The sequence below is a fragment of the Reinekea blandensis MED297 genome (assembly GCF_000153185.1).
Taxonomy (GTDB): domain Bacteria; phylum Pseudomonadota; class Gammaproteobacteria; order Pseudomonadales; family Natronospirillaceae; genus Reinekea; species Reinekea blandensis.
In genome coordinates this window covers 609661-633144 of sequence record NZ_CH724149.1, presented here as the reverse complement: position 1 = coordinate 633144, position 23484 = coordinate 609661, and the positions used below count along the sequence as shown (strand labels likewise).

23 protein-coding genes are annotated in these 23484 nt (G+C 53.8%); 10 read left to right on the top strand and 13 right to left on the bottom strand.

Going from position 1 to position 23484, the window contains the following annotated elements; genetic code table 11:
• Positions 1–118: 118 nt before the first annotated feature.
• Positions 119–2614, bottom strand: a complete 2496-nt coding sequence (locus tag MED297_RS02885; protein WP_008042197.1) for an ABC transporter permease — start codon at positions 2612–2614, stop codon at positions 119–121.
• Positions 2611–3306: an ABC transporter ATP-binding protein gene (locus MED297_RS02880; protein ID WP_008042195.1), complete on the bottom strand. Its 696-nt coding sequence runs from the start codon at positions 3304–3306 to the stop codon at positions 2611–2613. The genes MED297_RS02885 and MED297_RS02880 overlap by 4 nt, the downstream gene beginning before the upstream one ends.
• Here MED297_RS02880 and MED297_RS02875 point away from each other — a divergent pair.
• A complete protein-coding gene (locus tag MED297_RS02875) occupies positions 3305–3934 on the top strand; it encodes an arylesterase (protein WP_237613403.1) in 630 nt (209 codons plus the stop codon). The genes MED297_RS02880 and MED297_RS02875 overlap by 2 nt on opposite strands.
• A 26-nt stretch (positions 3935–3960) precedes the next feature.
• Here MED297_RS02875 and folK read toward each other — a convergent pair whose 3' ends face one another.
• The 3 genes from folK to tsaD are packed head-to-tail and all read right to left on the bottom strand — an operon-like array spanning position 3961 to position 5847.
• The gene (gene folK, locus MED297_RS02870; protein ID WP_040556407.1) at positions 3961–4461 is read right to left on the bottom strand and encodes a 2-amino-4-hydroxy-6-hydroxymethyldihydropteridine diphosphokinase; all 501 of its coding nucleotides are present in this window, start codon (positions 4459–4461) and stop codon (positions 3961–3963) included.
• A gap of 1 nt (position 4462) precedes the next feature.
• Positions 4463–4822: a dihydroneopterin aldolase gene (gene folB / locus MED297_RS02865; protein ID WP_008042171.1), complete on the bottom strand. Its 360-nt coding sequence runs from the start codon at positions 4820–4822 to the stop codon at positions 4463–4465.
• Positions 4819–5847 (bottom strand): tRNA (adenosine(37)-N6)-threonylcarbamoyltransferase complex transferase subunit TsaD, encoded by a 1029-nt coding sequence (tsaD, locus tag MED297_RS02860; protein WP_008042165.1) that lies wholly within the window; start codon positions 5845–5847, stop codon positions 4819–4821. The genes folB and tsaD overlap by 4 nt, the downstream gene beginning before the upstream one ends.
• 228 nt (positions 5848–6075) lie before the next feature.
• Here tsaD and rpsU point away from each other — a divergent pair, with 228 nt between their 5' ends.
• The 4 genes from rpsU to rpoD all read left to right on the top strand — a co-directional run bounded on the left by rpsU (position 6076) and on the right by rpoD (position 10722).
• Positions 6076–6291 (top strand): 30S ribosomal protein S21, encoded by a 216-nt coding sequence (rpsU, locus tag MED297_RS02855; protein ID WP_008042164.1) that lies wholly within the window; start codon positions 6076–6078, stop codon positions 6289–6291.
• A gap of 24 nt (positions 6292–6315) precedes the next feature.
• The gene (locus MED297_RS02850; protein WP_008042163.1) at positions 6316–6765 is read left to right on the top strand and encodes a GatB/YqeY domain-containing protein; all 450 of its coding nucleotides are present in this window, start codon (positions 6316–6318) and stop codon (positions 6763–6765) included.
• A gap of 61 nt (positions 6766–6826) precedes the next feature.
• Positions 6827–8692: a DNA primase gene (gene dnaG / locus MED297_RS02845; protein WP_008042162.1), complete on the top strand. Its 1866-nt coding sequence runs from the start codon at positions 6827–6829 to the stop codon at positions 8690–8692.
• 185 nt (positions 8693–8877) lie between these two features.
• Complete coding sequence (rpoD, locus tag MED297_RS02840; RefSeq protein WP_008042160.1) at positions 8878–10722, top strand: RNA polymerase sigma factor RpoD; 1845 nt, start codon at positions 8878–8880, stop codon at positions 10720–10722.
• A 55-nt stretch (positions 10723–10777) separates the two neighbouring features.
• Here rpoD and MED297_RS02835 read toward each other — a convergent pair whose 3' ends face one another.
• Positions 10778–11215 carry an acyl-CoA thioesterase gene (locus MED297_RS02835; protein WP_008042159.1) on the bottom strand — a complete coding sequence of 146 codons (438 nt, stop codon included), beginning with the start codon at positions 11213–11215 and terminating at the stop codon, positions 10778–10780.
• Positions 11215–11955 (bottom strand): VC0807 family protein, encoded by a 741-nt coding sequence (locus tag MED297_RS02830; RefSeq protein WP_008042158.1) that lies wholly within the window; start codon positions 11953–11955, stop codon positions 11215–11217. The genes MED297_RS02835 and MED297_RS02830 overlap by 1 nt, the downstream gene beginning before the upstream one ends.
• Positions 11956–12025: 70 nt before the next feature.
• Here MED297_RS02830 and MED297_RS02825 point away from each other — a divergent pair, with 70 nt between their 5' ends.
• The 3 genes from MED297_RS02825 to MED297_RS02815 all read left to right on the top strand — a co-directional run bounded on the left by MED297_RS02825 (position 12026) and on the right by MED297_RS02815 (position 14942).
• Positions 12026–12730: a tRNA (adenine(22)-N(1))-methyltransferase TrmK gene (locus MED297_RS02825; protein ID WP_008042157.1), complete on the top strand. Its 705-nt coding sequence runs from the start codon at positions 12026–12028 to the stop codon at positions 12728–12730.
• Between the two features lie 155 nt (positions 12731–12885).
• Positions 12886–13344 carry an Hsp20 family protein gene (locus tag MED297_RS02820; protein WP_008042156.1) on the top strand — a complete coding sequence of 153 codons (459 nt, stop codon included), beginning with the start codon at positions 12886–12888 and terminating at the stop codon, positions 13342–13344.
• Between the two features lie 143 nt (positions 13345–13487).
• Entirely contained in the window at positions 13488–14942 is a 1455-nt protein-coding gene (locus MED297_RS02815; protein ID WP_008042155.1) for an NAD-dependent succinate-semialdehyde dehydrogenase, read from the top strand.
• Here the strand turns inward: MED297_RS02815 and MED297_RS02810 are convergent.
• From MED297_RS02810 to MED297_RS02800, 3 genes are all read right to left on the bottom strand, one after another.
• Positions 14932–15483, bottom strand: coding sequence for a sugar O-acetyltransferase (locus MED297_RS02810; protein ID WP_202594502.1), 552 nt, complete (start codon positions 15481–15483; stop codon positions 14932–14934). The genes MED297_RS02815 and MED297_RS02810 overlap by 11 nt on opposite strands.
• A complete protein-coding gene (locus tag MED297_RS02805) occupies positions 15480–17132 on the bottom strand; it encodes an alpha-glucosidase (RefSeq protein ID WP_008042153.1) in 1653 nt (550 codons plus the stop codon). Before MED297_RS02805 ends, MED297_RS02810 begins: the two co-directional genes overlap by 4 nt.
• A 94-nt stretch (positions 17133–17226) precedes the next feature.
• Positions 17227–17829: a LysE/ArgO family amino acid transporter gene (locus MED297_RS02800; RefSeq protein ID WP_008042152.1), complete on the bottom strand. Its 603-nt coding sequence runs from the start codon at positions 17827–17829 to the stop codon at positions 17227–17229.
• Positions 17830–17958: 129 nt separating this feature from the next.
• Here MED297_RS02800 and MED297_RS02795 point away from each other — a divergent pair, with 129 nt between their 5' ends.
• Positions 17959–18831 carry a LysR family transcriptional regulator ArgP gene (locus tag MED297_RS02795; RefSeq protein WP_008042151.1) on the top strand — a complete coding sequence of 291 codons (873 nt, stop codon included), beginning with the start codon at positions 17959–17961 and terminating at the stop codon, positions 18829–18831.
• On the opposite strand, the gene MED297_RS02790 is transcribed toward MED297_RS02795, so the two are convergent.
• A complete protein-coding gene (locus MED297_RS02790; RefSeq protein ID WP_008042150.1) occupies positions 18794–20158 on the bottom strand; it encodes an MATE family efflux transporter in 1365 nt (454 codons plus the stop codon). The two genes, MED297_RS02795 and MED297_RS02790, sit on opposite strands and share 38 nt — an antisense overlap.
• 16 nt (positions 20159–20174) lie before the next feature.
• On the opposite strand from MED297_RS02790, the gene nrtS reads away from it, so the two are divergent.
• Positions 20175–20435 (top strand): nitrate/nitrite transporter NrtS, encoded by a 261-nt coding sequence (gene nrtS, locus MED297_RS22405; protein ID WP_008042149.1) that lies wholly within the window; start codon positions 20175–20177, stop codon positions 20433–20435.
• On the opposite strand, the gene holA is transcribed toward nrtS, so the two are convergent.
• Positions 20362–21405 carry a DNA polymerase III subunit delta gene (gene holA / locus MED297_RS02785; protein ID WP_008042148.1) on the bottom strand — a complete coding sequence of 348 codons (1044 nt, stop codon included), beginning with the start codon at positions 21403–21405 and terminating at the stop codon, positions 20362–20364. The two genes, nrtS and holA, sit on opposite strands and share 74 nt — an antisense overlap.
• A gap of 78 nt (positions 21406–21483) precedes the next feature.
• On the bottom strand, positions 21484–23484 hold a 2001-nt coding region (gene leuS / locus MED297_RS02780; RefSeq protein WP_008042147.1), incomplete at its 5' end, for a leucine--tRNA ligase.

The window sequence follows — 23484 nt, the reverse complement described above, 5'->3', positions numbered from 1 at the left end:
TAACTGCGAGACTCTAGCCCATTTAAGACCAGATTACGCGCAATGCTAACCTATGGTCACCATAGCTTTTTTCAATGTCCGACATTGGCTTTGCCAATCGCCTTCCCAATCGCAACCGTTAAAGTGATCGCAACACCAATAACGGTGGCACCTTGACCACGCGTCGCGTTGATAGCATCCCAACCAGGCCAATTAATCCAGCGCCCAGCACCGGCCCAACGACCAACAGCCACCACTCCGGACGAAATGCCATGTTCAACAACTGAGTTTGCAACATAAACAGAGCGGCCTCTGCGCCAATGGCCGCTAACAAGCCGGCAAGGCCACCCAACGACATAAACTCGATGGCCAGAGCCCCCTGCACCAGCTTCGCACGGGCGCCCAGGGTCCGCAAAATCGCACTTTCCTGTAATCGACTGTCCAACGTGGCCTGCACGCTGGCCACCAGCACAATCAAGCCCGCAATCAGTACCAGCCCTAAAATGAACTCGATCGCGCGTGTCACCTGCGAAACGATGCTCTGAACCTGTTTCAGAATCACATCCACATCAATGACCGTAATGGTCGGATGTCGCTGCAATAGCTCTACCAGATGAAATCTTTCATCCGTTTCAAGATAAAAGCTGGTCAAATAGGCTGCACCCGCCCCGTTTAATACCGGCGCACTGAAAATAATATAGAAGTTTGGCGACAGGCTGTCCCATTGCACCGTACGAATGTTATCAACCGGGGCCGACACCGCTTGTCCACCAAATGAGAATGTCAGCTCATCACCGATATCGATGTCCAGTGACTGGGCAAAATCCTGCTCAATGGAAATCAACTGACGCTGTTGATCGTCTTCGTCAAACCACTCTCCCGCCACGACTTCATTGTCATCGGCCAATGTCTGGCTCCAGGTGTTATTGAGCTCACGTCGAAAATCATCGCCATCCGGTTGCAGGCGGGATAAGCGGTCATCCATTGACTCACCATTCACCGCGACCAGCCGGCCGCGCATCATCGGATAGAATGGCGTGGACTCAATGTCATGCTCGGCGAAGTAAGCCTCTATCGTCGGTCTTTCCTGTTCAAAAATATTAAAAGCGAAATGGTTTGGGGTGCCTTCCGGCAACTGCTGTTGCCACTCATCCAACAGACTGGTTCGCAGCAGCGTCAACAAAAACAACAGCATCAGCGCCATTGCGAAAATCATAATCTGAAAGCCATTCTGCGCAGCATGGCGATGCAGGCTGGCGATACCCAGACGCCAGGTCGTCCCCAGCTTCGTTGACATTAAGCGCAATACACTGATTAACAGTCGTGCGAGGACGGTCACACCGAACACAGCAATCAGGCCAGCCATGAACAGCACACCGGTAATCATCAAACTGCGGGAATAGAAGTAAACCAGACCAAAGACCGCCACGGCGCCCAGTACCGTCGTCTGCCAGCGCTGAAGCGTGCCACCCTCAATCTCCGATCGCAGCACTCTTGCTGGCGGTGTGTGCCGCAACACCCATACCGGCGGTAACGCAAAGGCAAGCAGACAGATCAAGCCGGTTAACCCACCGACGAGAACCGGCCTCGCCGTTGCCGGCACCAGCTCGCGGGGTAACAAACCGGCGGCAACTTCGAGAAACAACCAATGCAGTCCCCATCCAACCAACAAACCAAACAGAACGACAACAATACCCAGAATCAACAGATTACCGCTGTAAACCTGTCCGATCTGAGACGGCGTTAAGCCCAAGGTTTTCAATGTAGCCACATGAGATAGCTGGCGCTGTGCAAAACGTCGTGACGCCAAAGACAGCGCCACGCCCGCCAGAACCACACCCAGCGAACCGGCCAGCAAGAGAAAACTGTCTGCCCGTTCAAGGGTTTCCGTGACCCGCTCATTGGCGTCTGAGACATTACGCCAACGATGATGTTCGCCCTGCATGGGCTTCCAAACGTCGTAAAACGGTTCGGTCTCGCCAGCGAGCAACAAGCGAAACTGCACACGTGAACCCAGCTGAACAGCACCGGTTTGATCAACGTCCTGCAGGTTAATCATCACCTTGGGACTGAAACCCAACCCGCCGGTCGAGCTGTCTGGTTCCGCTACCAGAACCTCGGTAATGGGGAAATCTGCGTCGCCTACGCCAATGGTATCCCCAACAGACAACCCCAGTGCTGCCAGCAAGCGTGCATTGACCCAGGCTTCTCCCGGTTCAGGGCCATGGCTAACCTTAGCACCAGAAACAAAAAGATCCTGAGCGATTTCCACCTGCCCTTTCAATGGATAAGTCGGTGAGACTGCTTTAACACTGGCCAGCTGTGCCATGCCATCGTCGCCGAAGGCCATGGCTTGATAACTGAGGATTTCCGCCGTTTCAAGGCCCATATCCTGTGCCATGAGTACCCAATCGCGAGGGATTTCCCGCGACCCGGAAATGCGCGCATCGGCAGCCAGTAAACTGCCCGCTTCGTCGAGAATCGACCCCTGGATGCGGTCCGAAAACAGTCCGATTCCGGTGACCGTTGTCACCGCCACCAGCAGCGCAACGATCAGAATATTCAGCTCTCCGGCTCGGGTATCGCGCCAAAGCAGTCGCAACGCCAGCGCAAAAACAGATCGTTGACGGTTCATACGCTGGCCTCGTTGAGCCGACCCGCCTCCATCCGCAACTGTCTCCGACAACGTTGCGCCAGCCGGTCATCGTGGGTCACCAGCACCAGGGTCGTGCCTTCAGCCTCATTCAGTTCAAAAAGCAGATCCGCGACCTTACGACCGGTTTCGGTATCCAGGTTTCCAGTCGGCTCATCGGCAAACAGAATAGGCGCCTGACTGGCAAAGGCACGGGCAACAGCAACCCGTTGCTGCTCTCCACCGCTGAGTTGCTGTGGATAATGGCTTGCCCGATCGTTTAAACCGACGCGGCCCAACCAGGACAGTGCTTTGGTGCGCGCATCGGCTTCACCACGCACCTCCAACGAGAGCATGACATTTTCAACCGCGGTCAAGCTGGGTAATAACTGAAAGTTCTGAAACACAAAACCGACTTTTTCACCACGTACCAACGCGCGTCGCTCTTCATTCATGGTGGTGAGATCCAGGCCATCGATCAACACGGCACCACTGCTCGGCGTATCCAATCCCGCCAGCATCCCCAGCAACGTCGTCTTGCCGGAACCCGAGGCACCGACAATAGCCACCGTTTCACCGGCAGAAATCTGAAGGTCAATACCTCCAAGAATGACCAACGGACCTTCACGACCAGGGACTTCCTGTTTAAGCTGTTGTGTCTCAATTAACGTATGACCTGGTGAATACTCTGACATGCGAAATCCTATAATGTGGTTCAAACGACGCTTAGCCCATCATCTGGGCACACTCATTGTTGTCACGGTTCTTTCCGTTTCCTTTACGAGTGCCGAGACTATTCTGGTTCACGGTGACAGCCTGTCAGCGGGTTATGGCATTGAAGTCAGTGACGGCTGGGTGGCATTAATGGACGACGCGCTGGGCACTCAGACGCAGGTTGTGAACAGCAGCATCAGTGGAGAGACATCACGCGGAGGACTGGATCGCTTACCCGGACTGCTGGAAGCGCACCAGCCTGATATTCTGATACTCGAACTGGGCGCGAATGATGGCCTGAGAGGCTACCCGCTCACTCAGCTTCGCGACAACCTGGAACAGATGATCCAAATGGCACAGAACCAGGGGGCTCGGGTTGTGTTGCTTGGTATGCGTCTGCCACCGAATCTCGGCCGCCGCTATATCGAACCCTTCATGAACATCTACAGCGACCTGGCCAGTACTTATAACCTGCCCTTTTTGCCGTTCATGCTCGAAGGTGTGGCGGAAAACCGAGAACTCATGCAGGCCGATGGATTACACCCGACGGCTGCAGCACAACCCATCCTTCTGGATAACATACTGTCCCTTGTTGAGGAGGCTCGCTGACAGTCGATGTTCGAAAGAGACCGAACTCAGAGCGTCCGGTCTCTGCGGAACTCAACTGCGCGGAGTTCCTGGCGATGATTACCTTCCTGTTGCCAGAGCTCAAGAAAACTCAGCGTTCGCCCCGGGACCATTCGATCAGGCCAGATATCAGCCAATGGTAACGCGACAAACGCATTCTTAAACAGCTCAGGCCGGGGCATTTCCACCCCCTCCAGTTCGCCAGCGGCATTGCCGTAGGTGACAACGTCTATATCCAACGTTCTGGGGCTGAACTTAGGCCCTTGTCGATCCCGGCCATTCTGATCTTCGATATTCTTGAGAATCTGAACCACTTCTGACAGCGAGTGCTCAGTTTCGATTGCGGCAATCATGTTCAGAAAGGCGTTGCCATCAAAGCCGACGGCTTCGGACTCATAGACCGGCGAACACAGCAACGCACCGAAAGCCGCCTCCAGGGCATTCAGCCCACGATTGATGTGACGATAGCGCTCAATGTTACTGCCCAAACTCAGTGAAACGGTGGTCAAATCAGCCCCCAAAAGCACGATTAATTTGAATTCCGACGGCACCGCAGTCTGCGACTGCGGCCGGCTTATTAATGCGACATGTCATCCGCTGAATACCAAACTCAGCGTGAATCAACTGACACAGCCGTTCAGCAAAGGTTTCAATCAGCTCAAACGTTTGAGATTCCGCCCAGGCCCGTATTCGACGGGATAACCGATCGTAATCGAGTGCCCGTTCGATGTTGTCCGACTCTCCTGCCGGTCGACAGTCATAGTCGAGCGTCAAGTCCAGGATCAACTCCTGAGGTGCATGTCGTTCAAATTCATAAACCCCGATGAGCGTTGAAAGACTCAACCCGGATAAGTACACCTGATCGGTCATGCTAATGCCTCCAGTTCGTTCAATGGCCATCGGGGACGTACCTGAAGCGCCAAATCGGCGGTCTGCCCATGGCTCAGCCGGAGCCAGCCCGCATAGGCAATCATGGCGCCATTATCGGTACAAAACTCCGACCGTGGATAGTACAGCCGACTCTTTTCCTGTTTGGCCATCTCATCCAGTCGCTGGCGGAGGTGCCGATTGGCACTGACGCCGCCGGCAATCACCAGCCGACGATAACCGGTCGCCCGTAACGCCCGTCGGCATTTGATGGCCAGCGTCTCCACAACGGCCTGCTGAAAGCCACTGGCAATATCGGCCATATCCGTTTCGTCGACTTTCTCATCTTTTGCGTGACGGGCAATTTCAAGTCGCACCGCCGTCTTCAGACCGGAAAAACTGAAATCCATCCCCGGTCGATCGACCATCGGTCGGGGAAACGAAAATCGATCAGGATCACCCTTTTCCGCGATACGGCTGAGCATCGGGCCACCGGGGTACGGCAAGCCCATCATTTTGGCGGTTTTATCGAACGCTTCTCCGGCCGCATCATCCAGTGATTCGCCCAAAATGACATAGCTACCCGGAGCGGCGACATCCACCAGCAGGGTGTGCCCACCGCTGACAAGCAGTGCGACAAACGGATAGGCCGGCGGCTCATCCTCAAGCATGGGCGCCAACAGATGACCTTCCATGTGATGCACGCCCACGGCCGGAACGCCGAGTCCCATCGCCATTGAGCGAGCGGCGGCGGCGCCAACCATCAGCGCACCAATCAAACCCGGACCTGCCGTGTAAGCAACACCGTCAATGTCCTTGCGGGTGAGCCCGGCCTCCTTAAGCGCAGCCTCGGTGAGCGGAAGCAGCTTGCGGATATGATCACGAGAGGCCAGTTCCGGAACCACCCCGCCAAACTCCGCATGCATCTTTACCTGACTGTACAGTTGATGAGCCAACAGGCCGCGATCCCCGTCGTATATTGCAACGCCGGTTTCATCGCACGAGGACTCAATTCCCAAAACTCGCATAGATTTACCAAGACACAGAACCCAGAAAGCGGCGTAGTTTACCGGTTTTACTGCCCCTTAACATCCTCTGAAGACCGAGCATCGCCATCACCGGGCCGACGAACCGGTGCCCGCACACTAATCTAAGTTTCACTTGCACGGGCAGGGCCTGGTCAGTACAATTACGCGCCTCAAAATTCCGCTAACCCGGTGTTTTGGGCACTACCCACAACGAAATAGGAAGAGTTAATGCCACACGTAAAAGTTAAAGACAACGAGCCATTTGACGTAGCACTGCGTCGTTTCAAGCGTTCATGTGAAAAAGCAGGTGTTCTGTCTGAAGTACGCCGTCGTGAACACTATGAAAAGCCAACCTGGGTTCGTAAACGTGCTGCAGCCGCTGCTGTTAAGCGACACGCTAAGAAGCTGTCTCGCGAAAACAAGCGCATGAACCGTCTTTACTGATTCGAATTTCGTGGGTTAACGAACATGTCTGAGCTCAAGCAACGTCTGACCAGTGAAATGAAAGACGCCATGCGCGCCAAGGATAAAGACCGACTCGGTACGATTCGGCTTATTCTGGCGGAGCTCAAACGCATTGAAGTTGACGAACGAATCGACGTAGACGATGCCCGTGTTTTATCCGTACTGGATAAAATGTCCAAACAACGACGCGACTCCATTGCTCAGTTTGAAGCAGCGGGACGCGAGGATCTTGCCGCATCCGAGACTTTTGAACTGGGGGTGATATCCACTTTCCTTCCCGCGGCAATGAGTGACGAAGAAATCGATCAACTGATCGCTGACGCTATCGCACAGACTGGTGCCAGCTCGATGGCTGACATGGGTAAGGTGATGAACCTGATTAAACCCAAAGCCCAGGGACGTGCCGATATGGGAGAGATCAGCAAACGGATCAAGGCCACTCTGAACGCCTGACCCACGCAGCAAACGACTGTCGTCATCTGCTGTTTCTGACAATCTGATCCTGAGAGACCTCATGGCCGGTTTAATTCCGAATGACTTTATCGATTCTTTGCTGGATAGAACCGATATCCTGGAAGTCATTGGCAATCGCATCGACCTGAAAAAAAAAGGTAAGGATTACTGGGCCTGCTGCCCCTTCCATAACGAAAACTCCCCCTCCTTTTCGGTCAATCCCGGTAAGCAGTTTTATTATTGTTTTGGCTGCGGCGCCTCCGGAACCGCCGTCAAGTTCCTGCAGGAATACGACAACCTCAGCTTCGTTGAATCCATCGAAGAGCTGGCCAGAATCGCCGGGGTAGAAGTACCGCGAGAGGAAGTCAGTGAAAAAGCCCGGCAACAGCAGCAACAGCGGAAAACCCTGCACGATCTGATGAACAGCTGTGCTGACTATTTCGCGCACCAGTTATACCAGCACCCTTATGCACAGGGCGTTCAAGACTACATCCTTGGCAGGGGCCTGACCGAAGACACCGTTCACACCTTTCAAATCGGATTTGCCCCACCGGGGTGGGATAACCTGATTCAGCACTTTCGCAGTGAAAACACCAACCGCGCCCTGCTGAAGGTCGGCATGCTGACTCAGAATGACAACGGCCGGATCTACGACCGGTTCCGTAACCGCCTGATGTTTCCGATTCGAGACATCAAAGGACGAGTCATCGCCTTTGGTGGGCGGGTCATGTCCGCCGACGAAAAACCCAAATATCTTAACAGCCCGGAAACCCCTATTTTCCATAAGGGTCACGAACTGTATGGCCTTTATGAAGCCAGAAAAGCCCTGAAGGACTTCGACAACATCATCATCGTTGAAGGCTATATGGACGTTGTGGCTCTGGCTCAGCATGGCGTCCGCAATGCGGTCGCTACCCTGGGAACGGCCACCAGCGAAACTCACGTTCAACGACTGTTCAAGCAGACTTCGGAAATTGTCTTCTGCTTTGATGGCGATGAAGCCGGACGCCGGGCCGCCATCCGTGCGCTGACCAATACCATGAGCAGTCTGAAAGACGGTCTGCAGGCGCGTTTTCTGTTCCTGCCCGATGGTGAAGACCCGGATACACTGGTTCAGAAAGAAGGCCATGACGGCTTTATGCGCCGGGTCAAACAGGCTCAAAGCCTGCCGGATTTCCTATATCAACATCTGCAGACACAGGCTGACATATCCAGGTTGGATGGCAAAGCACGACTGGCAAGCCTGGCTCAGGGCTGGATCAATAAAGTGCCCGAAGGCTTCATGAAGCAATTATTGCTCAACCAGTTATCAAATCTGGTCGGGCTGAGCATCGAGCAGATTGAGCAACAGTTTAAACCGGAACCCCCTAGCGTCCCCGCGGAGCCAATGCCGGAAACGGTCATACCCACCGCGCCACCACCGTTCGATGACGCACAGGGCGAGTTTTACAGCGTCCCAGTCATTGAAAAACGAGAACTGTCCGTTCGAATTGGGTTTGTACACAGGGCACTGGCTTGGTTAATCCGCTTTCCGCATCTGGCCGATTATGTAACGCCGGAAACGCTGGGACGCCTGAAAGCCAGCGGGGATCATCAGCTGCTCCAGCGGGTCATCGAGCTATTGCAACAGGCGCCACGCAAAGACCTCTACTTCGCTTTTGATTATCTTTGTCAGCATGGCCTGCGGGAAACCCTGTCTCCCATTGCCGCCTCGGATTATCTCTGGCTGGAAGCGGCCAATGATGACCACAAAGACGAAAAAGACTTTGCACGACAAGAACTTGAAAAAATCTTGCGCGCCCTCACTCAGAAGGCCCCGGATGATGAATACAATGCCTTAAAACAGCGCGTCATGGCGCTCGATCCATCCTTAACGGATGCAGAAAAGCAGCGATACCGCGAGCTGCTTAAACAAAAAAAGCAGTAGCAACGTGTGGACCTGCTGTCGAACAGGCTTCGAAAGCGACAGTAATCGTCCGAATGTCACAATATGGAAGCCAGGTCGCAGCATGGCTGGACAATTCAGTAAATTTGGCTAACTTGTTGATTTACTGTACACTATCCGGCTATTTGCTTGCGTTATCAACCATTTGAAGAGCTTACAGGTTATCTATGGCTGAAAAATCTCAGCGTCAGTCCCGTTTAAAAGAGCTGATCGCCAAAGGTAAGGAACAGGGTTACCTGACTTTTGCCGAAGTAAATGACCACTTACCGGAAGAAATTAACTCTCCGGATCAGGTTGAAGACATCATCGCCATGATCAATGACATCGGTATCGAGGTGTTTGAACAGGCCCCGGATGCCGACCAGTTGCTGCTGTCTGAAAGCGACCAGAGCACTGATGAAGACGCAACCGAAGAAGCTGCGGCCGCCTTGGCAGCGGTTGAAACCGATACCGGCCGGACGACCGATCCGGTGCGCATGTACATGCGCGAAATGGGCACCGTCGAGCTGTTAACGCGCGAAGGCGAAATTGTCATCGCCAAGCGTATTGAGGAAGGCACCCGCGAAGTTATGCAAGCCATGGCGTTCTACCCGGGCGTCATCGACAGTATGATTGGGGCTTACGAGAACACACTCGAAGAAGAAGGCGGTCGCCTGTCTGACATTCTGACCAGCTTCCAGGACCCGGACGACGACGATCCATTACCCGCCGCTGACTCACCCGACGCCATCCAGTCTGAAGACGATAAGTCCGATGATGTTGACGACGATGATGACGACGACTCCGATGACGAAGTCGACAACGGACCGGACCCGGAACTCGCCCGTGAACGCTTTACCCTGCTCAAAGAGCAATTGGAGAGCGCGAAAGCCTTAATCGAAGAAAAAGGCCGCTACAGCAAAGAAGCCAACGCTGCCCTGTCTTCTATGGGTGAAACCTTCTCCTGCTTTAAGCTGACGCCGAAAGCTTTCGATGATGCCATTGAGCCCATCAAAGCGACGGTCGAAGAAATTCGCTCACAGGAACGTAAAGTCATCGCCATCTGTGTGCGTACCCTGAACATGCCCCGCAAGGCGTTTATTGACGCGTTTGTAGGCCATGAAACTGAAGACGAGTGGCTCAACGAACTGCTGGAAAACCCGAAGTACGCCGACGAAGCCTTCCGTTACGAAGTCGAACTTCGTCGTGCCCAGCGCAAACTGCGTAATATTCAGAAAAACACCGGCATTACCCTGGCGGAAGTCAAAGACATCCACCGTCGTATTTCTATCGGTGAAGCGCGCGCGCGTCGTGCCAAGAAAGAAATGGTCGAGGCCAACCTGCGTCTGGTGATTTCCATCGCGAAGAAATACACCAACCGCGGACTGCAGTTCCTGGATCTGATTCAGGAAGGCAACATCGGCCTGATGAAAGCGGTTGATAAGTTCGAATACCGTCGTGGTTATAAGTTCTCAACCTACGCCACCTGGTGGATTCGTCAGGCGATTACCCGCTCCATTGCCGACCAGGCACGCACCATTCGTATCCCGGTTCATATGATTGAGACCATCAACAAACTGAACCGGATTTCCCGTCAAATGCTTCAGGAAATGGGCCGCGAGCCAACGCCTGAAGAGCTGGCGGAGCGTATGGACATGCCGGAAGACAAGATCCGTAAAGTACTGAAGATTTCCAAAGAACCGATTTCGCTGGAAACACCGATTGGTGACGATGAAGACAGCTCACTGGGCGACTTTATCGAAGACAACACCATGATCCTGCCGGTGAACTCAGCCACTTCGACGGGCCTGCGTGATGCGACCACCGAAGTTCTGGCCGGACTGACCGCCCGCGAGGCCAAGGTTCTGCGTATGCGCTTCGGCATCAACATGAATACTGACCACACTCTGGAAGAGGTTGGTAAGCAGTTTGATGTCACTCGTGAGCGGATCCGTCAGATCGAAGCCAAAGCGCTGCGCAAACTGCGGCATCCGTCCCGATCGGATCATCTGCGAAGCTTCATCGACGAATAATCGTCATAAAAAAACCGGCCGAGGCCGGTTTTTTTTGCTTTATTGGAACCGTTTTTTAAGGTTCTAACGCACGGATGTTGTCCAGTATGTCTTCAGGGATGTCCACTTTCTTCGCCTGATTAAAGTCATACATCACCATTCTCGCCTCTCCGGTCGTAACCAGCGCTTGCTTCTGCTGGCTGAAGACACCATAGCTGTGCACCAGCTGACGCGCCTCATAGCTGCTCGCGGATGCGCCGACCAACACCTGATCAGGGTACTCAACCGGTAATCGATAGCGGACCGACTGAGACGCCAATATCGGACCGACATTGTCAGACACCAGGCGGGACATGAACTCAATCCGGTTCATGTACTCGATCCGGGCACTTTCAAACCACTTCAGATAGATCACGTTGTTCACATGCTGTAAGGCATCCATATCGCCCCATTGAACCGGTAGTTCGATGATGACCGGATACTGCGCCCGAAACTCTTCCATTGTCAGCGCCATCAGCGATCCTCCTTGGAGCCATCAACCATCAGTTCCTCCAACGGCAGTCCGGTCAGCTTTTTCAACTGGGTAAACAGATACCAGATCGCGCCGAGCAGGACGACCATGCTGGGAATGACAATGACCGGATAACTTAAGGCGGTCATTCGCCCTAACTCTTCCGAAAACGCCGTCGTACCCGGCGGACTTTGCAGCACGATTTTCGCGAGCAGATAGTTCAAGGCAGATGACAGGAAAAACGAACAGGCGACGATGTAGGTGACGACGGTCATGCGTTTTTCAAACTCTCCGGTTTTTCCGCGTTCAGCTAACGCGTGATGAACCTTTTCTATGCGAATGATCTGCTCATTGAAAATCAAAATTTTCACCAGGGATCGATGAGACTTCTGGCTGACAATGACCGCCAACCCGATAATCCCGGGAATGGCCGCTTCTTTAATAGCGATGTACTTCGGATCCAACTGCAACAGGCTGATGCCACCGGTCAGAATGACGCTGACGACACCGAGTACGGAAAAACCGTTAACCTTACCGGTTAAACGCATTTCCCAAAGGCCATAACCAATCGGGAAGGCCAGCGCGACCACAATACTCCACAATGGTCCGAGCTGCGTTTCTCCGCTGAATTTTGTTAAAATTACCACCGGTATGATGATATTAAACAGCAGATTACTGAAAAAACCGCCTTTATGAGGTTGCCCTGCACCAGTCGCGGACTGGCTGGAATGACGTTCTGACATGAAACTCAGGTCCAGTTAATAAAGTTTGCGACACTTTACCCGATTTAGGTTACCGAAATACACCGCCGCCATGAATATGCCCAAGAAAACCCGACTCGGTCGGCGCCTGAGAGCGCTGTTCGACACCATTCCTGACGGCACCGACCAGCTGGTCGACCTGTGCTGTGACCACGGGGCACTGGGCCGTGCCGCACTCGAAGCCGGCCGTGCGCAACGTGTGCTGTTCAACGATATCCACCCCGACATCATGGCAGCGCTGGAAGATCGATTGATTCGCTACGGTGCTGACTCTTACGAGCTGTCCGTTGGTCCAGCCCAGACGCTCATATTACCGAAAGCCGAGAAAGGGGTCGCCATACTGGCCGGTGTTGGCGATGAACAAACCATCGCGATCCTGGACGCTCTGTTTCAGCAGCCAAGCGCCCGACATTATCGCTTTGTGGTCTCGCCAGCCACAAAAACCGCTTATGTCCGAAACTATCTACGGCACCAACCCATTGTGACGCTGAGTGATCGAATCGTTGATGACAACGGTCGATGCTACGAACTGATCACCATTGCCTTGGCGGATACCGCTAACCAGTCTCAGAGCCAATTACAGCCATCACTGGTCGGCCAAGGCTGGCAACCTGAACAACCGATCCATGAACGCCACTTACGTAAACTGCTGGCGTTTTATCAAGCACAGCAGCACCGACAACCCTCGAATTTGGTCGAGAATATCTGTACCGAATATGAAACCCTTCTGGCCTCCACTGACAGAAACGGCGGTTAAAAAATCTTAAACTTAAGGCCTTGAAGTCTTCAGCACGGATCCCTATTTACGAAATACAACGCCGCGAAGCGGGTTGTATTAACTAAGAAACGAAGTACCTGGTGTGAACAACATCAGCCAAGGTACTTACCCCTTTTGCTCATAGGAGATTAGGCATGCGTACAGCATTTGATTTCACCCCACTTTACCGCAATACCATTGGTTTTGACCGTATCGCTCAAATGATCGATGCCGCTGCACAAAGCAGCAGCAACGGCAACAACTACCCACCGTATGACATCGAAGTCACCGGTGAAAACCAGTACACCATTACCCTGGCCGTCGCCGGCTTCACCGAAGAAGAGCTGGAAATCCATTCCGAAAGCGGCGTTCTTCAGGTTCGTGGCAAAAAAGAAAAAGACGACCAGAAACGCGAGTATCTGTATCAGGGTATCGCCTATCGCTCTTTCGAACGGAAGTTCCAGTTGGCTGACCACGTCAAGGTGAACGGCGCCAACCTGGCCAATGGTCTGCTGACCATTGAGCTGTTCAAAGAAGTACCCGAAGCGATGAAACCCAAGAAATCGCCATTAACGGCGCTCGTACCCTGGAACAGCAAGACGCCTGATGTCTGACCCGGCGGCCCCGGAACCCGGGGCCGCCACCGCAATGATCAATCCTTCATATCCCCTTTTCTGTTCTACGACCAGAGTAGGCTTCACCTACACGCCCAAACCCCTTTACACTGAGTGATTCATGTTCAGATGGGGTAAACTCCATGTCCTTTGCAGCAAACACCTTCAGTCAGTGTTTCATTAACGGCGACTGGCAAGCCTCCGAGTCTAACCAAACCTTTTCGGTGATTAATCCGGCCGATCTGCAACCGCTGACCAAGGTACCGGATTGCACCGCTGCTGATGCAGAGTCTGCCATTCTCGCGGCGCATCAGGCGCTGAACGATTGGCAGCAACAACCGGCCAAGAGCCGAGCCAATCTGTTACGTCAATGGTACAACCTCATTCTCGAACATCAGGATGCGCTCGCCGAACTGATGACTCTCGAGTGCGGTAAACCCATTGCAGAATCCCGGGGCGAAGTGCAGTACGCTGCATCGTTCATTGAGTGGTTTGCCGAAGAAGCCAAACGGGTTCGCGGAGATACCATTCCGGCACCGTCTAAAGACCGCCGTATTCAGGTGATTAAACAACCCGTCGGCGTGTGCACCGCCATTACCCCATGGAACTTTCCTTTAGCGATGATTACCCGAAAATGCGCCCCCGCACTGGCGGCTGGCTGCACCATCGTTATTAAACCGGCCGAAGGCACCCCGCTGTCCGCGTTGGCACTCGCGCGGCTCGCCCAAGAAGCCGGATTACCCGCAGGCATCTTTAATGTCATCACGGCGTCTCAGGGTAAAGAGGTGGGTGAAGTGCTTTCAACGCATCCGCTGGTGCGAAAACTATCGTTTACCGGCTCAACTGCGGTTGGCAAACAATTACTGGCTCAGGCCGCCGGAACCGTCAAACGAACCTCAATGGAACTCGGTGGCAACGCGCCCTTCCTGGTATTTGATGATGCCGACATTGATAAAGCTGTCGCTGGCGCCATGGCCTCAAAATATCGTAATACCGGTCAGACTTGCGTCTGTGCCAACCGTTTTCTGGTTCAAGCCGGTGTCGCCGAGGCGTTTGCCAAGGCGCTGGCGGAAGCCACCCGCGGTTTAAAAGTCGGGCCGGGACTGGAACCGGATACAGCGCAGGGTCCGTTAATCAATCAGGCCGGGTTCGACAAGGTACAGGCACTGGTCAACGATGCCGTGGATAAGGGGGCGACGGTACTCACCGGAGGCGGCCCACACGCCCTCGGCGGACTCTACTACCAACCCACGGTCCTGACAGACGTTACCGGTGACATGCGTCTGGTTAACGAAGAAATATTCGGTCCGGTTTCACCGATTATGGTCTTCAAAGACGAAGCTGAAGGCATTGCGCTGGCTAATGATACGCCTTTCGGGCTTGCCGCTTACTTTTATACAGAAAGCTTATCGAGATCGATTCGGGTTGCAGAAGGTCTAGAATACGGCATGGTCGGTGTTAACGAAGGCATTCTGTCCACCGAAACCGCGCCGTTTGGCGGGATCAAAGAGTCTGGCTTAGGTCGGGAAGGCAGTCATCTGGGTATTGATGAGTATCTGGAGACTAAATACCTGTGCATTGGCGGTCTCAGCGAATAGAGCGTGCCGGGTTTCCGGCTACTTCGCCACCATCGGCCACATCCCGCGTGACCACACTGCCGGCACCGATGATGGCATCCCGGCCGATGGTGACCCCGGGCAAGATGAACGCTCCACCGCCTATCCAGCTGTTAGCGCCGATCCGGACCGGTCGGCCACGCATCCATCCGGCCCGACGCTGGTCCGGGTCTTTAGGATGCTCAACCGCATAGATGTGCACACCCGGTCCCAATAGGACGTGATCACCGATCTCAATCACGCCCGCATCCAACAACACACAGCCCGCATTGATGTAGACATCCTTGCCCAGATAAATCTGCTGCGCCATATCGAGATGCAACCCACCTTCGATACGGCATCCGGTCCCAACGCGGCCCAACAGTGCAAGCACCTGCTTCAGGTGCCCACGCGACGGTGACCGGTTGAACTGAGCGACCACCTGACGAACATGCTGCTTCTGCGCCAGGATGATCGGGTCCACAGCGTCAAACCAATCTCCGTCCTGCATCAGCTGTAAGTTAGTGCGTGTTGAATCGGTCAATCAGTGAGCTCCAAAATGAGTGCCTGCCAGGGCTTCAGTGCGTCAATCCGATCATGACCTGGATAGTTGTTCTTCACAACCTGCCAGGCGAGTTCCGTGACTGATTCCGGTAACCGGGTTATTGCACGCTCATCACTGAGATTAATCAGCACCAGAAAATCCCCCTGCTGATCTTGCCGACGGAATGCAAACAGCTGTTCCGAATCGATCATGTAAGGTTCGTATCGACCATAAACCAACGTTTTCCGGGCTTTACGTAAAGCAATAAGATCCCGATACCAGTGCCAGATACCATCCGGATTGGCTCGATCTGCGGCTACATTGATGTCCGGATAATTCGGGTTCACCTTTAACCAGGGCGTGCCGCTGGTAAACCCGGCATGGGTCGAGGCATCCCACTGCATCGGAGTACGGGCGTTGTCCCTTCCCATTCGATGCACCGAGGCCAGCAGAGCTTCCGGATTCTGTCCTGCAGCCACTTGCTCGTTGTACCAATTGTGAATTTCAAGATCCCGGTAGTCCTCAATCGGATAGGCCACATTGGTCATACCGATTTCTTCCCCCATGTAGATGTAAGGTGTGCCAGGCAGTGTCAACGTTACGGCGGCGAGGGCTTTGGCCGACTCAACCCGATAGTCTGCATCATTACCAAACCGGCTGACCGCCCGTGGCTGATCATGATTCATCCAGAACTGACTGTTCCAGCCCACACCGTCCAGCCCATCGATCCAACGGTTCAGAATCTCTTTCAACCTGACCCGCGACCAGTCCGGCTGCACGTCCCATTTTCCGTTGCCATGGTCGAGTGACATGTGTTCCATCTGAAAAACCATACTGAGTTCGTTGCGATCTTCTCCGACCAGTTTCCGGCCCTCATTCACATCCAGGTCAAAGCACTCGCCAACAGTCATGCAGTCAAAATCGGCCAGCACTTCACGGTGCATCTCCTGCATGTACTCATGAAACCTGGGCCCATTCATGAAGTGCTCTCCGCCCCAGGCGAGTGTCGATTCATCACCAACGGACGGCAGTGACGGATTTTTCGAAATCATGTTGATCACGTCCATTCGAAACCCATCAACGCCGCGTTCGAACCAGCGCCGCATCATGGCGTATATATCCTGGCGAAGGTCCGGGTTTTCCCAGTTCAAGTCGGGCTGCTTCTTGGAAAATAAATGCAGGAAGTACTGATCGGAGGCTTGGTCATATTCCCAAGCCGGGCCGGAAAACACACTGACCCAGTTGTTCGGCGCACGCCCGCTTTTACCATCTCGCCAGATGTAGTAGTCCCGATACGCACTGTCCGGATTCCGGCTTTCGATAAACCAGGGATGTTCATCGGAGCTGTGATTGACCACCAAATCCATAATCAGCCGAATACCACGCTGATGCAGTCCTTCGAGCAGCTCATCAAAATCGGCCATCGTTCCGAACTCGCTCATAATGGCTTCGTAATCGGAAATGTCATAGCCATTGTCGTCGTTTGGTGATGCGTAAATCGGGTTCAGCCAGACGATGTTCACGCCCAGCTCCGTCAGGTAATCCAATCGACTGATGATACCGCGCAGATCCCCGACGCCATTGCCGGTTGAGTCGACATAGGATCGTGGATAAATCTGATATACAACGCCTTCTTTCCACCAGCTCATGGGGGGTTCCTATTTAAAAAATTTGCATCAGATTAGGGCAAGGCCGGTCGACGCGACAGACGTAATCGCCTGCCTGGTTGATTTATGTCTGTCCTCAAAGGCTCTGATACAGCGCCAGAGCGACCCAAGCCATGATCAGAGCCATCAGACCATCAAAGACCTGCCATCGCCGGACGGACGATAACCAACGGCTCAGCGGTCGTCCCAGCGCCGCTAAAGCACTAAACCAGCTGGTTGAGGCCAGCGCGGCGCCCATCCAGAACACCCACGGATGCTCTGCCGTGACCGCCAGACTTCCAACCAGCACGACGGTGTCGAGATATACATGCGGGTTCAACAAGGTAATGGTCAGTGCGGCAAACACGGCTTGCCAACGGGACAACATCTTAACTTCCGACACGGTTTTTAAGCCGTTGTTGCCACGAACCACCCGCAATAAAGCCGACACACACAACCAGACCAGAATAGCGATCCCTAACCAGGTCATCCACGGAACCAGTCCTGGCACCCACTGCTGAATCTGAGAGACCGACAGGACACCCAAGGCCATCAACAGCGCATCAACTGTGAAACACACAACCGCGATGGCCCAAGGGTGCTGTCGCCGGACACTCATACCCAGGACCCAGGCGTTTTGCGCACCAATGGCAACGATGAGCCCCAATGCGACCGAATAGCCGGTGAGAAAATCACTCATGGTCTAATCTCATACTGAATTTGGCCGCAGCTTATCCGGTCGACAATAATCATTCAAATTAATAAAATTTCTCATTAATTAATTTTTCTTATAATGTAATGGTTCGATTTAAGAAATAGCGACAACACCATGCTAGACTATCGCGCACTCACCGCCCTTGCGGCGGTCATTCAACATCAGGGTTTTGATCGGGCGGCTCAGGCGCTGCATTTGAGCCAGTCGGCCATCTCTCAGCGCATCAAACAGCTGGAAGGCCGCATCGGGCAACCGCTGATTCTCCGCCAGTCACCACCACAAGCGACCGCCCTTGGCCTGCGACTGATCACCCACCTGGAAACGGTGCTGCATCTGGAGTCGGATCTCAACCTGCCTCTGGAGACGGATGCCCGGATCCACGCTCGCATTGCCATTAATCACGACAGTCTGGCCACCTGGTTTTCAGAAGCTCTCGGACGTATAACGGAAGACATCGATGTCGATCTGATCACCGCCGATCAGGATGCCGGTATCGAGTTAATGAAGCGCGGTGAAGTGATGGCATGCTTGTGTGCAGAAGGCAAAGCGGTCAACGGCGGGCGCGTCGACCGTTTGGGTACCATGAGATATCGGGCTTATGCCAGCCGTGACTTTCTGATGCGTCACCACCTGCTGGAATCGTTTGATCGGTTATACCAGGCCCCCTGCCTTGTCTTTAACCGGGACGACCGGCTTCAGCATCGGTTTCTGCAGCAGTTGGGGCAAGCAGAACCGATCAATCTGGTTCACTGCCCATCCTCTGAAGGTTTTGTACAACTGGCCGCCTCCGGATGCGGGTTCGGCATGATTCCCGAGATTCAGGCCGCACTGTCTGTACAGGTCGGCAGCCTGATTGATCTGGCGCCCGAGACCTTTATCGATGTGCCGCTCTACTGGCACAGCTGGCGTTCTTCCGGTCAGGCCATGAAACAACTGAGAGCATCCGTGATTAAGACAGCCCACCGCTGGTTGCGCCAGGATCGTTAACGGAAGGTTCATCGATTCCCCGTGCGATTTTCAGAATGTAGACATATATCAGCAAACCACTGACGGTATGCGCTAAGGCGACACCCGAGAAAACACCAAGCGTGCCAAATAACTGTCCACCGAGCCAGGCAAAGGGGATCAGAAATCCAAACAGACGCAGTACATTCATCCACAACGACGCCATCGGCCGATGCAACACATTCAGAATTTGTGAAGCGACAATACCGACGCCTAACCAGGCATAACTCAACGGCATGATCCGCAGATAAAGCGTCGCCAGCTCGGCAACCTGAGTTTCATCCGTGAACAACCCTGCCAAATAGGGCGCAAGCAAGAAAATCAGGGCATACATAGCCAAATAGAGACCAATCACCAGATGAATCGTGAAGCTAATGGTTCGAGCGGAACGCTGCTTTTGGCCTGCCCCAAGATTCTGCCCCAACACCGTTGGCATGACGGACCCTAAAGCCATAATAAAGACCAAAAAAATGGCTTCAATACGGCTACTGGCACCAAAGGCCGCCACGCCTGCCACACCAAACCCGGCCAAGATGGCAACCTGTATCGCGTTGGCCATAGGATTCAACATCTGCGCGAGCGCGGCCGGCATGCCAATGGACATCAGTTGTCGCCAGTGAATGAACAAAAGAGACTTCTCTGGCTTTTCGAGTGTTAAAAGGTTCAACCGGTTTTTCAGAACATGAAACGCCACGACAAAGGTGATCAGCCAACTCACACCGGTTGCCAGTGCCGCGCCGCGAACGCCCATATCCAGCACGAAGATAAATATCGGGTCGAGCACCCCATTCACCAGCCCGGAAATCAACATGACCACACTGGGGGTTTTGACATCCCCGCTGGCCCGGATGGCGCTGTTACCGACCATCGGAATCACCAACAGCGGAATCACTAAAAACCAAACGCCCATATAAGCCCGAATATGCACAAGGACGGAATCGGGTGCGCCTAACAGGCGAAACAAAGGGTCCATCAACAGCAATCCGACCACACCTAATACCAGCACCAGAATCGTGCTGAGTATCAGGCTATCGGTGGTAAAGCGCTTCGCCTGCTCGTGATCACCACCACCCAACAGCCGACCCACGACAGCGGAAAGCCCGATGCCCATGCCCATGGCCATACTGGAGACAATAAAGGTGACCGGAAAGCTGAACGACATGGCCGCCAGCGGCTCAGTGCCTAACAGTGAAATAAACCAGGTATCAACTAAAGTAAACAGTAGTATGGCCAGGACACCGAACACCATGGGAATCGACTTTCTGACAACCAGGTTCGGAATCGGCTGACTCAATAATTCGTTTTGCAAAAAGAGCTCCTGTTAAGTGATCGCGCCGAGAGACGTTATATTGAAAGGTATTAAAACCGCTCTGGTCGTTGGCTCCGTGCTAACCGTTATCAATCAGTGGTCGGCATTGGTCGGTGAGGAAAGTCTGCGCTGGCCAGCGCTCTTCCTGACGTATCTGGTTCCGTTTTCGGTCTTTATCTACAGTTATCGGGCCAACCGAGTCGCTAACCCGGTCGAGACACATCCAGTTGATACGCCTGAAGACCCGGGGTCGCAATCGCCACCAGCATCTCGCTGAGCGCCGTCCAGACATCGCCTTTTGCCTGCCCTTTGATCAAAGCATCAACGCCTGAACAGGCCAACAGGCATTGCTGATAATGCGAGGCCGGTGCTCGTTGTACCGCACGTTGATAATCACTTTGACGCTTCTCGAAAATGCGTAACTTTTTGAACAACCCGTTCAGGGCTTGCCCTCGGGCATGCGCTTCAGCTAACTCCAACACCAAACGCAGCTCGCGACTGATGAGCCATAGAATTACCGGTGGCTCAGTGCCTTCGGACTCCAACGTGTGTAAAACCTTCAGCGCACGGGACAGATCCCCGCGTAAAAAGGACGAAGACAAATCAAAAACCGTGTAGCGGGAGCTGTCAGACACGCTGGCGAGAATCAGTTCTGTGGTGATACCGCCCTCTTCTGCCAGCAGCGCCAGCTTATCGATTTCCTGCTTGGCCGCCAGCAGATTTCCATCCACTCGTTCAGCCAACAACGACACCGCATCCGGTTCGGCCTGCAGCCCCGCCTGTTTAATGCGTTGCGCAATCCAGCCGGGCAGCTGACTGTATTCAATCGGCCATATCGGCACCCACCAGCCGGACTCCTGAACCTGAGTAAACCATTTGGCTTTGCTCTGCGCGGCTTCAATTCGCTCAGAGACAATCAACAACAGGTTATCCGGGTTGGCACTGTGCACGTATTCCAGTAGCGCTTTGCGGCCCTTGTCCGACAACTTCGCCTGCAAACGCAACTCTATCAGCTCGCGTTCTCCAAACAGGCTCATCGACTGATTTGCCGCAATCAAATCCGCGCCATCCCAGCGGGCATCGACTTCCAGCACCCGGCGTTCACTGATGCCCTGCGCGGTCGCCGAAGCGCGGACGGCATCGCCAGCTTCAATCAATAGCAGAGGCTCATCACCACTGAGCCAGATCACCGGCGGCAACGCTTCCGATGTCAGTTTCTGATTCAGTTGTTGCAGATTCAATTTCATCCGGAGAGTACCCGATGGTTGCCGACCGCCACATACTGATCACATCTCAGCAGTGACGGTCATGCTTATGACAGGAGATCAGTTAGCAACGATATTGACCAGTTTGTTCGGAACCACAATCACCTTACGAATGGTGTTGCCGTCGGTAAACTTAGTCACCCGTTCATCAGCCAGCGCCATCGCCTCGACGTCCGCTTTGTCGGCATTTGCCGGGACATCTAACTTGGCACGCACTTTACCGTTTACCTGCACAACGTACAGCAATGTGTCCTTAACCAACGCCGACTCATCGACCACAGGCCATTCGGCATCCAGAATCAAACCGTCATGCCCCATCTGGGTCCAGATCTCTTGAGTAATGTGCGGAGCGATTGGCGACAGCATCAGGACAGCAGAAGTAAGCGCTTCCTGTATCACCGCGCCCGCCTGTTCAGATTCATCTTCAAAGCGGTTGACGGCATTGAGCAGTTCCATGATTTTCGCGATGGCGGTGTTAAACGTTTTTCTTTCACCAAAATCGATGGATACACCCTGAATCGTCTCATGCGTTTTCAAACGCAGGGCTTTCGCGGCTTCTGATAAGTTGGACGTGTTCAGTTCTGCAACCGGGCCTTTCGCTTGCAAATCCTGTACGGCACGCCACAGTCGCTCAAGGAACTTTCTGGCGCCCTGAACACCGGACTCGGTCCATTCAAGCGTCTGTTCCGGCGGTGCTGCAAACATCGAAAACAGCCGCACGGTATCCGCCCCATACTGGTCAATCGCTTTTTGCGGATCTTTGCCGTTCAATTTCGATTTGGACATTTTTGCCATGCCGGCATAAGTCACCGGCTCACCAGTCGATGTCTGTACACCCGCGATAATCCGGCCCTGATCGTCTTTTTCGACCGTGACGTCCTCGGGAGACACCCACACTTTGGTGTGCCCGTCCAGCTTAAACCACGTTTCGGCCAATACCATGCCTTGGCACAGCAAGTTAGTGAACGGCTCATCAGAAGTCACCAGGCCTTCATCACGCATGGCTTTGTGGAAAAACCGAGCGTACATCAGGTGCATCGTCGCGTGCTCGATACCACCGATGTACTGATCGACCGGCAGCCAGTAGTTGGCCTCTTCGGGTTCCAGCATGCCCTCATCATACTGCGGTGTGCAGTAACGTGCGTAATACCAGCTTGACTCCATGAAGGTGTCAAAGGTATCCGTCTCACGTTTCGCCGGTTGCCCCTGCCAGGTCGTGTTTTCGAACTCCGGGTTCCCTTTCAGGGGGGAGTTCATGCCATCGAAGGTGACATCGTAGGGCAGTTCTACCGGAAACTGATCGGCCGGTTTCGCTTCACCATCAACAAACACAACAGGAACCGGAGTCCCCCAATAGCGTTGACGGCTGACGCCCCAATCACGTAAACGATAGTTAGTGGTCACTTCCCCGCAACCTTTTGATTTCAAAGCATCTGCAATAGCATCGAAGGCAGCTTCGAAGGTCAGACCGGTAAACTCACCGGAGTTAACCAGGCGGCCTTTTTCAGTGTAAGCGGCTTTGCTCAGGTCACACTCGCCTTGTTCATCCGTTGGTTCAATCACCTGACGGATGTCCAAACCGTATTTATGGGCAAATTCCCAATCACGTTGATCATGCCCGGGAACAGACATCACCGCGCCGGTGCCATAGTCCATCAAGACAAAATTCGCCGCCCATACCGGGACTTCCTCACCCGTTAATGGGTGTACCGCATACAGGCCCGTTGCACAGCCTTTCTTCTCCATCGTAGCCATATCGGCTTCGGACGTCGTCGAACGAGCACAGTCTGCAATAAAATCTGACAGTTCCGCACTGTTCTCAGCGGCTTTCGCCGCCAGAGGATGCCCGGCCGCAACCGCCAGGTAGGTCACGCCCATCAGCGTATCCGGTCGGGTCGTATAAACCTCAACCGTTTCATCAGAACCTTTAACCCCAAACTTAAGGGTGACGCCGCGAGATTTTCCAATCCAGTTGCGCTGCATGGCTTTAACTTCATCCGGCCAACCTTCAAGATTGTCCAGCTCGTTCAGCAACTCTTCCGCATAGGCCGTGGTCGAACA

Excerpts from the sequence above, each read along its gene's own strand:
- MED297_RS02885 (WP_008042197.1), bottom strand. The coding sequence starts at position 2,614 with ATGAACCGTCAACGATCTGTTTTTGCGCTGGCGTTGCGACTGCTTTGG.
- MED297_RS02875 (WP_237613403.1), top strand. The coding sequence starts at position 3,305 with ATGCGAAATCCTATAATGTGGTTCAAACGACGCTTAGCCCATCATCTG.
- MED297_RS02880 (WP_008042195.1), bottom strand. The coding sequence starts at position 3,306 with ATGTCAGAGTATTCACCAGGTCATACGTTAATTGAGACACAACAGCTT.
- folB (WP_008042171.1), bottom strand. The coding sequence starts at position 4,822 with ATGACCGATCAGGTGTACTTATCCGGGTTGAGTCTTTCAACGCTCATC.
- tsaD (WP_008042165.1), bottom strand. The coding sequence starts at position 5,847 with ATGCGAGTTTTGGGAATTGAGTCCTCGTGCGATGAAACCGGCGTTGCA.
- rpsU (WP_008042164.1), top strand. The coding sequence starts at position 6,076 with ATGCCACACGTAAAAGTTAAAGACAACGAGCCATTTGACGTAGCACTG.
- MED297_RS02850 (WP_008042163.1), top strand. The coding sequence starts at position 6,316 with ATGTCTGAGCTCAAGCAACGTCTGACCAGTGAAATGAAAGACGCCATG.
- dnaG (WP_008042162.1), top strand. The coding sequence starts at position 6,827 with ATGGCCGGTTTAATTCCGAATGACTTTATCGATTCTTTGCTGGATAGA.
- rpoD (WP_008042160.1), top strand. The coding sequence starts at position 8,878 with ATGGCTGAAAAATCTCAGCGTCAGTCCCGTTTAAAAGAGCTGATCGCC.
- MED297_RS02835 (WP_008042159.1), bottom strand. The coding sequence starts at position 11,215 with ATGGCGCTGACAATGGAAGAGTTTCGGGCGCAGTATCCGGTCATCATC.
- MED297_RS02830 (WP_008042158.1), bottom strand. The coding sequence starts at position 11,955 with ATGTCAGAACGTCATTCCAGCCAGTCCGCGACTGGTGCAGGGCAACCT.
- MED297_RS02825 (WP_008042157.1), top strand. The coding sequence starts at position 12,026 with ATGAATATGCCCAAGAAAACCCGACTCGGTCGGCGCCTGAGAGCGCTG.
- MED297_RS02820 (WP_008042156.1), top strand. The coding sequence starts at position 12,886 with ATGCGTACAGCATTTGATTTCACCCCACTTTACCGCAATACCATTGGT.
- MED297_RS02815 (WP_008042155.1), top strand. The coding sequence starts at position 13,488 with ATGTCCTTTGCAGCAAACACCTTCAGTCAGTGTTTCATTAACGGCGAC.
- MED297_RS02805 (WP_008042153.1), bottom strand. The coding sequence starts at position 17,132 with ATGAGCTGGTGGAAAGAAGGCGTTGTATATCAGATTTATCCACGATCC.
- MED297_RS02800 (WP_008042152.1), bottom strand. The coding sequence starts at position 17,829 with ATGAGTGATTTTCTCACCGGCTATTCGGTCGCATTGGGGCTCATCGTT.
- MED297_RS02795 (WP_008042151.1), top strand. The coding sequence starts at position 17,959 with ATGCTAGACTATCGCGCACTCACCGCCCTTGCGGCGGTCATTCAACAT.
- holA (WP_008042148.1), bottom strand. The coding sequence starts at position 21,405 with ATGAAATTGAATCTGCAACAACTGAATCAGAAACTGACATCGGAAGCG.